The organism is Streptomyces sp. OR43 (genome assembly GCF_008042275.1).
Classification (GTDB): domain Bacteria; phylum Actinomycetota; class Actinomycetes; order Streptomycetales; family Streptomycetaceae; genus Streptomyces.
In genome coordinates, this window is the sequence record NZ_RDBK01000043.1 from 1124636 (window position 1) to 1133600 (window position 8965).

Genomic DNA, 8965 nt, shown 5'->3' on the forward strand with positions numbered 1-8965 from the left:
GCCGGGGCTCGCATGCGGGACGGGGACGGCGCGGAGGCTCTCAGCCCGGCCAGACGACCGACTGCACTTCGCTGTACGCGTGCAGCGCGTACGAGCCGACGTCCCGCCCGACCCCGCTCCGCTTGAACCCGCCGAACGGGGCCTCCATGTTGCGGCCGATGGTGTTCACACCGACCCCGCCCGCGCGCAGCCGTCGGGCGACGCGGAAGGCGCGGGCGACGTCGCCGGACCAGACGTAGTCGATCAGTCCGTAGTCGCTGTCGTTGGCCAGCGCGATGCCCTCCTCCTCGTCGTCGAAGGGGACGACGACCACGACCGGGCCGAAGATCTCCTCCCGCACCACCCGCATGTCGTTGGTGCAGTCGGCCAGCAGCGTCGGCGCGACGTAGAAGCCGCGGCCGGTCGGGTCCGGGCGTTCGCCGCCCGTGACGACCCGGGCGCCTTCCTTCCGGCCCAGCTCCACGTACGACTCGACGCGGTCGCGGTGAGCCGCCGAGATGACCGGGCCGACGACCGTGCCCTTCGCCGTCGGATCGCCGACCGTCAGATACCCGGCGTACGCGGTGAGCTTCTCGATCAGCGCGTCGTGCACGGCCCGTTGGACCAGGACGCGGGTCGGAGCCGTACAGATCTGTCCGCTGTAGAACGAGAACGTCGTCCCGATGCCCGCGACCGCCGAGTCGAGGTCCGCGTCGTCGAACACGACGGCGGCGCCCTTCCCGCCCAGCTCCATCAGCTGCCGCTTCATGCTCCGGCCGCAGACCTCGGCGATGCGCTGCCCGACGGCCGTGGAGCCGGTGAAGCTGACCATGTCGACGTCGGGCGAGTCGACGGCGGCCTCGCCCACTCCGGGGGCCGAACCGCTGACGACGTTGACGACCCCGGCCGGTACGCCCGCCTCCGCGAGGGCCTCGGCCATCCGGTAGACGGAGAGCGGGTCCTGCGGGGCCGGCTTCACGACGACCGTGTTGCCCATGGCGAGCGCGGGCGCGATCTTGCCGGCCGGGTTGGCCCAGGGGTTGTTGTACGAGGTGACGCAGGTGACGACGCCGACCGGCTGGCGGACGGCGAGCGCCCCGAAGATCCCGGCCCGGCCCATCGGGCCCGCCTCGTTGATCTGCGGCGGGATCGCCTCCTCGACCGGTTCCAGCGCGCCCTTCGCATACCGCCGGAAGCGCGCCGCGCCCACGGCGACCTGCATGCCGCGGGCCGTGCCGGTCGTGGCGCCGCTCTCCGCCTGGGCGAGGGCGGCGTTGGCGAGGAAGTCGCGCTGCATCACGTCGGCGGCGCGGTCGAGGATCGCGGCGCGCTCCTCGGGGCGGGTGCGGGACCATGCGGCGAAGGCGTCACGGGCCGCGGAAGCCGCCTCGTACACCTGGGCGCGGCTCGCCTCGGGGGCGAGGCCGACGGTCTCCTCGGTGGCCGGGTCGACCACCTCGTAGTGGCCGTCGGCGGGTTCGGTCCACTCGCCGTCGATGAAGAGGCGCTGCGGGGTCGTCGTCATACCGTGCTCACCGTCCGGGTGTCGCGGCCGGAACGGAGCACCGTGCCGGGGACCGCACCGGTCACCTTGTCGTCGCGCAGGGTCTCCACCCCGTTGACGCGGACCGACACGATGCCGAGGGCCTTGGAGTCGAGCCGGGGGCTGTCGCCGGGCAGGTCGTGGACGAGGGTGGCGGGGCCCGCGTCGATGCGTTCGGGGTCGAAGAGCACGAGGTCGGCGTGGAAGCCCTCCTCGACGCGCCCGCGGTCGCGGAGGCCGAAGAGGCGGGCCGGGTCGTCGGTCAGCATCTTCACGGCCTGCTCCAGCGGGACGAGCTTGCGGCCGCGCAGGCAGTCGCCGATGAAGCGTGTCGTGTACGGGGCCCCGCACATCCGGTCCAGGTGGGCGCCCGCGTCGGAGCCGCCGAGCATGACGTCCTCGTGCTCCCAGGTGCGCTGCCGCAGCGCCCAGGAGTCGGGGTCGTTGTCGGTGGGCATCGGCCACAGGACGGTCCGCAGGTCGTCGGCGGCGCAGATCTCGACCAGACAGTGGAAGGCGTCCTGGCCGCGTTCGGCCGCGATGTCCTTGACGACGCGCCCGCTGAGGCCTTCGTTCGCCTCGCTGTACGTGTCGCCGATGACGTACCGGCCGAAGTTCGCGAGGCGGCGGAAGACGCCTGCCTCCTTGCTGTCGGCGCGGCGCAGCATCTCGGCGCGGGTGTCGGCGTCCCTCAGCCGCTCGATGCGTTCGGGTACGGGGAGGGCGAGGATGTCGCCCCAGCCGGGGATCAGGTTGAGGGCGCAGAACGTGCCGAGCGACATGTTCATCGGGGTGAGGATCGGCATCGTCAGCGCCACGATGCGGCCGCCCGCGCGACGGGCGCGTTCGCTGGGGATCAGCTGGCGCGGTACGCGTTCGGGCACGGCGGCGTCGATGGTGAGGACGTTCCAGTTGAGCGGGCGGCCCGCGGCGGCCGTCATGTCGACGAACAGCTCGATCTCGTCGTCGGAGAACTGGTCGAGGCAGCCGGCGACGATCGCCTCGATCTGTGTGCCCTCGTGCTCGCCGACGGCCCGGGACAGCGCGAGGAGTTCTTCGGGGAGGGCGTGCCGGGAGGCGACGGGCTGTCCGTCGCCGTCGGAGTGGGTGGAGGACTGGGTGGTGGACAGGCCCCATGCACCGGCGTCCATCGCGTCGTGGAACAGGGCGAGCATGGCGTCGAGTTGGCCGGGCGTGGGCTGGCCGCCGACCGCGTCGGCGCCCATCACGTGGCGGCGCAGGGCGCAGTGGCCGACCATGAAGCCCGCGTTCACGGCGATCCGTCCGTCGAGCGCGTCGAGGTACTCGCGGAAGCTGGACCAGCTCCAGTCGACGCCCTCCTCCAGGGCCTTGAGGGCCATGCCCTCGACCCGCGACATCATGCGCCGGGTGTAGTCGGCGTCCTCGGGCCGGTCCGGGTGGAGCGGGGCGAGGGTGAAGCCGCAGTTGCCGCCGGCGACGGTGGTGACGCCGTGGTTCATCGACGGGGTGGCGTACGGGTCCCAGAAGAGCTGGGCGTCGTAGTGGGTGTGCGGGTCGACGAAGCCGGGCGCGAGGACGAGACCGGTGGCGTCCTCGGAGGTCACGGCCTCCTCCGCGACGGTCCCGGGCTCCGCGACGACGGCGATGCGGCCGGCCCGGATGCCGACGTCCGCGCGGTAGGAGGGCCCGCCGGTGCCGTCCACGACGGTCGCTCCGCGGATGAGGTGGTCGAGCATGACGGGATCCCTTCCGTGGTGTCCAAACGTGGATGTGCGCCGGGGTGCGTACGGCCGCGGTACGCACCCCGGCTCGCGGAGCGACGGTCCGGGAAGACGCCGCCCGTGTGTGGCCGGGGGCGCTGCCCCCGGACCCCCCGCTCCTCAATCGCCGGAGGGGCTGGGTTTCACGCCGCGTCGCGGAACCGCGTCGTCCGGTGGACCGGATCCGTGTCGATCTTCGGGATCACGTGCTCACCGATCAGCTTGATCGAGTTCAGCGTGTCCTCGGGACTGAGCCCGATCGGCAGCCCGAAGCTCAGCTGGTCCGCTCCCGCCTGCTCCCAGCGACGGCACTGCCCCAGCACCTCGTCCGGGTCGCCGCAGATCATCAGCTCCTCGGCGATCAGGAGTTCGATGATCTCCTCGGAGTACTCCGGGAGCAGCTCGGGCCACTCCGGGATGCCCTCCGGCCGGGGGAACGTGTCGTGGTAGCGGAACAGCAGCGACTGGAGGTAGTTCAGCCCGCCGCCCACCGCGATCTCGACGGCCTTCTTGTGGGTCTCGGCGCAGATCGCGGTCGAGGTCACCATGACGTTGTCGTTGACGAAGTCACCGACCGGTTCGGCGTCCTTGACGGCGTTCTTGTAGGACTCGACGACCCACTCCATGTCGGAGACCTTCTGCACGCTGAACCCCAGCACGCCGAGGCCCTTCTTCCCGGCCATCGCGTACGAGGGCGGGGAGCCGGCCGCGTACCACATCGCCGGGTGCGACTTCCCGTACGGCTTGGGCAGGATCTTGCGCGGCGGCAGCGACCAGTGCTTGCCCTGGAAGCCGACGTACTCGTCCTGGAGCCACATCTTGGGGAACTCGGCGATGGTCTCTTCCCAGAGTTCCTTGGTGTGGTTCATGTCGGTGATGCCCGGCATGAACCCGAGGATCTCGTGGGTGCCCGCCCCGCGGCCGGAGCCGAACTCGAACCGGCCCTCCGAGAGGTGGTCCATCATGGCGACCTTCTCGGCCACCTTGACCGGGTGGTTGACCGGGGCCAGCGGGTTGAAGATGCCGGATCCGAGGTGGATGCGGTCCGTGGCGTGTGCGAGATAGCCCAGGTACACGTCGTTGGCCGAGAGATGCGAGTACTCCTCCAGGAAGTGGTGCTCGGAGGCCCAGGCGTACTTGAAGCCGGACTTGTCCGCCTGGATGACGTACTCGGTCTCCTCGATCAGCGCCTTGTGCTCTGCCCCGGGGTCGGCCTTGGCCCGCGCGGCGGGCACGTACCCCTGTACAAAGAGCCCGAATTCCAAGGGGGTCACCGTCCTCAATCGTTTCTGACACACCGTCAGATTCTGATGCGTCCGACTGTTCCACCGACACTCCGGCCCGTCAATAGCTGACGCTTCGTCAGACACGCCGGAGTCCGCGCCCCGCTCAGAACAGGCTGACTCCCGCCAGCCACCCGCCGTCGATGACGAACGGCTGACCGGTGATGTACGAGGAGTCGTCCGAGGTCAGGAAGAGCGCGAGCGCCGCCACCTCCTCGGGCCGGCCGATCCGCCCGAGCGGCACGAGCTTCTTGTACAGCGCCCCCACGGCCTCCGCCGTCTCCACGGGATCGGCATCCGGGTCCAGGGCCGCGGGATTGGTCATCGGGGTGTCCACGGCGCCGGGGCACATGGCATTGACCCGGATGCCCTTCGCGGCCAGCTCCACGGCCGCCACCTTGGTCAGCCCCAGCACCGCGTGCTTGGTCGCCGCGTACGCGCCGACGAACGCCATGCCGGTGAGACCGGTGTAGGAGGAGGTGTTGACGATGGTCCCGCCACCGGCCGCCTCGATCTCGGGCGCGACGTTCCTGATCCCCAGGAAGGCCCCCACCTGATTGACCTGCACGATCTGCTGGAACTCCTCCAGCGGCGTGGACACCAGTTCGTTGAAGCGCAGGATCCCCGCGTTGTTGACCAGCCCGTCGATCCTCCCGAACGCGGCCTTGGCGGCGGCGACCGCGGCCTGCCAGTCCTCCTCCCGGCTCACGTCCAGGTGCACGAAGAGCGCGGCATCCTCCCCCAGCTCCTTGGCGAGGGCCTCGCCCTGCTCGTCGAGCACATCGGCGATCACCACCCGCGCACCCTCGGCGACGAAGAGCCGCGCCTCCTGCTCTCCCTGCCCGCGCGCCGCGCCGCTGATCAGTACGGTCCGCCCGTCCAGCTTGCCCATGGCCTGACTCCTACCTGTCGAGGTTGTCGAGGTGAGGTGCGACTTCGGCGGCGAACGCCGCCATCTGATCCGTCAGTTCACTTCTGCTGCGGCTGCGGAAGCGCACCTGGATCTGGTGCACCCCCATCGCGCCGTACTCCCGCAGCGACTCGGCGAGGGCCTCCGGCTTCCCGCTGAGCGTGCGCCGCCCCACGGACCAGTCCGGCTCCCCCACGTACAGCGGCTCGGTGATGGCCCCCACGACGATCGGCTCGGCCACCCCCGCCGCCTCCCGCAGGGCGTGCAGCCGGCCGATCTGCGCGGGCAGCTTCTCCCGCGGATCGCCCTGCGGCAGCCAGCCGTCCCCCCGCACGGCGGCCCGGCGCACCGCGGCGGGCGAGGAGCCGCCCACCCAGACCGGCACCCGTTCCTGGGCGGGCCGGGGGAGCTGCCCGAGCCCGCCGAAGGAGAACCGCTCCCCCGCGAACTCCGGGTACTCCTCGGGCCCGAGCGCGGCCTTGAGCGCGTCGACGCACTCGTCGAGCACCCCGCCCCGCCCGTCGAAGTCCGCCCCGAGCGCCTCGAACTCCTCCCGCACATGCCCGGCCCCGACCCCGAGGATCAGCCGGCCGCCGCTGAGGTGGTCGAGGGTGGCGTACTGCTTGGCGGTGGCCAGCGGGTGCCGCAGCCCGACGACGGCGACATGGCTCATCAGCAGCACGCGCTCGGTGATCCCCGCGAGGAACGAGAGCGTGGCGACGGGGTCGTACCAGACGGTGCTCATCGCCCCCGCGAGCCTGCGGGGGATGGCGACATGGTCACAGCTCGCCAGATAGGTGAAGCCGGCCCGGTCGGCGGTGCGGGCGATCTCGGCGAGGTCGGCCGGGGTGGCCCCGGCCTCCCACGGCTCCGCGTACATGGCGCTCTGCGACTGGATCGGGAGCTGCATCCCGTACGACAGCGGCCCGGCGGGCAGTATCGGCACCGAACGGCCTCCTTCCCCTGGATGACCCACACACGGATCTGACGGCTCGTCATATAACGAGCGGGGTCATCGTCGTACCTGACGGCTCATCAGACAAGGGGTGGCAGGGGAGAAGGAGCTCAGGGGATCGTCAGCGGCGCGCGAATTTCCGCGCCCGAGCCCGGCTCGGTGACGAGATCCGCGGCCGGCGAGGGGGCGTAACGGTCCGCGCACCGGCCGACGAGACCGCGAGGAACCCCTCCGGATGCCGGAGGCCCGTACGGGGGCGCCGGAGCTCTCAGTCCAGGGCGGACTTCAGCGCCGGAACCGCGACGCCGGAGTCGCTCGCGGGGATCTTCCAGCGGAAGGCGGTGCCGTCGCCGTCGACGTAGACGAGGGTGCCGCCCCGCTCCGCTGCGGCGATGTCGAAGACCGCCACGTCCTGGTGACCCACCTCGGGGGGAAGGGCAGGCCCGCCTTCGCTGAACCCGACGGGAGCCACGTCGGTCGCGACCTTGCTGTTCCCGTCCGCGACGGTGCGCCCGTCCGCGGCCTTCCAACGCCAGCCGCCCTGTCCGGCCGTCGTCGTCACACGCGACGTGGTCCTGTTCTCCGACTGGTAGGTGACGACGGCGAAGAGGCCGTGCTCCGGGGCGCCGAAGCCGGTGCGGTCGGCGTAGACGACCGTGTCCGGGGTGATCCGGGCAGCCCCCCGGCCACCCGCACCGGCGGTATCCGCGCTCTGCCCCAGCCTGAGCGTGGGGTGCGGGCTCGGCCGGGGGGCGCTCCTCCGGTCGTCACTGCCCGAGCAGGCCGCGAGGCTCGGACAGCAGACGACCACGAGCAGGGCAGCGGTGACAAGGCGGCGCATGATCCTCCCAGCAGGGACAGGCAAAGGAGGCAAAGTGTGCCACAGCCGACCCGCCATCCGAGGCCCAACTCCCCTCTTCGCTACCGGCGTCGACCGCCCTACTTCTTCCGGTACAGCTCTTCGATCTCCGCCTTGAAGTCCCGCGCCACCGCATCCCGTTTCAGCTTCAGCGATGGCGTCAGATGACCGGCCTCCTCCGTGAAGTCCACCGGCAGGACCGTGAACTTGCGGATCGACTCGGCGCGCGAGACAAGGCGGTTGGCCTCGTCCACCGCGCGTTGCAGCGCCGCGCGCAGCTCCTCGTCGTGGACGAGGTCGCGCATCGGGACGTCCTGCTTCTTCTTCATCTGCCGCCAGTGGGACAGGCCGTCCGGCTCCAGGGTGATCAGGGCGGTGATGAACGAGCGGTTGTCGCCGACCACCATGCACTGGCTGACCAGCGGATGCGCGCGCAGCCAGTCCTCCAGCGGGGCCGGGGTGACGTTCTTGCCGCCCGACGTGATGATGATGTCCTTCTTGCGGCCGGTGATCGTGAGGTAGCCGTCCTCGTCGAGCGCGCCCAGGTCGCCGGTGGCGAACCAGCCGCCGTCCAGGGCCGGGACGGCCTCGCCGCGTTCGGTGTCCCAGTAGCCCTGGAACACCTGGCCGCCGCTGAGCAGCACCTCGCCGTCCTCCGCGATGCGCACGGCGGTGCCCGGCATCGGCCAGCCGACCGTGCCCAGACGGGGTTTGAGCGGCGGGGTGACGGTGGCGGCGGCCGTGGTCTCCGTCAGGCCGTAGCCCTCGAAGATCTCGATGCCCGCGCCCGCGTAGAAGGCGGCGAGCCGGCGGCCCAGCGGGGAGCCGCCGCAGATCGCGTAGCGGACGTGGCCGCCGAGCGCCGCCCGGATGCGGCGGTAGACCAGCGGGTCGTAGAGCGCGCGGGCCGCCCGCAGGCCGAGGCCGGGACCGGGACCCGTGCCGTGTTCTGCGGCCTCGACGGCCTGCCCGTAGCGCTGGGCGATCCGGGCGGCCCGGTCGAAGGACGAGGCGCGGCCCATCTTCTCGGCGGTGGCCCGGCCGGTGTTGTAGACCTTCTCCAGGACATACGGGATCGCCAGCAGGAACGACGGCTTGAAGCCCGCCAGGTCCGCGAGCAGGTCCTCCGTCCGGATCGACGGGGCGTGGCCGAGACGGACCCGGGCGCGCAGACAGCCGATCGCGACCATCCGGCCGAAGACATGCGACAGCGGCAGGAAGAGAAGGGTGGAGGCGGGATACTTGCTGACGGACTTGAAGACCGGGTGCAGCAGCTCGATGGCGTTGTCGACCTCGGCGAAGAAGTTGCCGTGCGTCAGGACACAGCCCTTGGGGCGGCCCGTGGTGCCCGAGGTGTAGATGAGGGTGGCCGGGGTCTCCGGTTCCAGGGTGGCGCGGCGGGCGGCCACGGCGTCGTCGGGGATGTTCCTGCCGAGCTTCTTCAGCCGGCCCAGCGCGCCCGTGTCGAACTGCCAGAGGTGCGTGAGGTCGCCGAGCTGTCTGCGTTCCTGGCTGATGACACGGCCCTGGTCGGCCGTCTCGACCGCGCAGGCGACCGCGCCCGAGTCCTGGAGGATCCAGCGGGCCTGGAACGCGGACGAGGTCGGGTAGATGGGGACGGTGACCAGGCCGGCGGCCCAGGACGCGAAGTCGAGCAGCGTCCACTCGTACGTCGTGCGCGCCATGATCGTCGC

At 71.3% G+C, this 8965-nt stretch carries 7 protein-coding genes; all 7 read right to left on the reverse strand.

Annotated elements, in window-relative coordinates; translation table 11 throughout:
* Positions 1-40: 40 nt before the first annotated feature.
* The gene (locus EAO72_RS23450) at positions 41-1504 is read right to left on the reverse strand and encodes an aldehyde dehydrogenase family protein (RefSeq protein WP_148019246.1); all 1464 of its coding nucleotides are present in this window, start codon (positions 1502-1504) and stop codon (positions 41-43) included.
* On the reverse strand, positions 1501-3240 hold the full coding sequence (locus EAO72_RS23455) for an N-acyl-D-amino-acid deacylase family protein (protein ID WP_148019247.1): 1740 nt from the start codon (positions 3238-3240) through the stop codon (positions 1501-1503). Before EAO72_RS23455 ends, EAO72_RS23450 begins: the two co-directional genes overlap by 4 nt.
* A gap of 167 nt (positions 3241-3407) precedes the next feature.
* Entirely contained in the window at positions 3408-4529 is a 1122-nt protein-coding gene (locus tag EAO72_RS23460) for an LLM class flavin-dependent oxidoreductase (protein ID WP_148021987.1), read from the reverse strand.
* Between the two features lie 124 nt (positions 4530-4653).
* Entirely contained in the window at positions 4654-5439 is a 786-nt protein-coding gene (locus EAO72_RS23465) for an SDR family NAD(P)-dependent oxidoreductase (RefSeq protein WP_148019248.1), read from the reverse strand.
* A gap of 10 nt (positions 5440-5449) precedes the next feature.
* The gene (locus EAO72_RS23470) at positions 5450-6403 is read right to left on the reverse strand and encodes an LLM class F420-dependent oxidoreductase (RefSeq protein WP_148019249.1); all 954 of its coding nucleotides are present in this window, start codon (positions 6401-6403) and stop codon (positions 5450-5452) included.
* A 277-nt stretch (positions 6404-6680) separates the two neighbouring features.
* Positions 6681-7253, reverse strand: coding sequence for a hypothetical protein (locus EAO72_RS23475; RefSeq protein ID WP_148019250.1), 573 nt, complete (start codon positions 7251-7253; stop codon positions 6681-6683).
* Between the two features lie 98 nt (positions 7254-7351).
* A partial coding sequence (locus tag EAO72_RS23480) for an AMP-dependent synthetase/ligase (RefSeq protein WP_148021988.1) occupies positions 7352-8965 on the reverse strand: 1614 nt, incomplete at its 5' end.

Excerpts from the sequence above, each read along its gene's own strand:
- EAO72_RS23450 (WP_148019246.1), bottom strand. The coding sequence starts at position 1,504 with ATGACGACGACCCCGCAGCGCCTCTTCATCGACGGCGAGTGGACCGAA.
- EAO72_RS23455 (WP_148019247.1), bottom strand. The coding sequence starts at position 3,240 with ATGCTCGACCACCTCATCCGCGGAGCGACCGTCGTGGACGGCACCGGC.
- EAO72_RS23465 (WP_148019248.1), bottom strand. The coding sequence starts at position 5,439 with ATGGGCAAGCTGGACGGGCGGACCGTACTGATCAGCGGCGCGGCGCGC.
- EAO72_RS23475 (WP_148019250.1), bottom strand. The coding sequence starts at position 7,253 with ATGCGCCGCCTTGTCACCGCTGCCCTGCTCGTGGTCGTCTGCTGTCCG.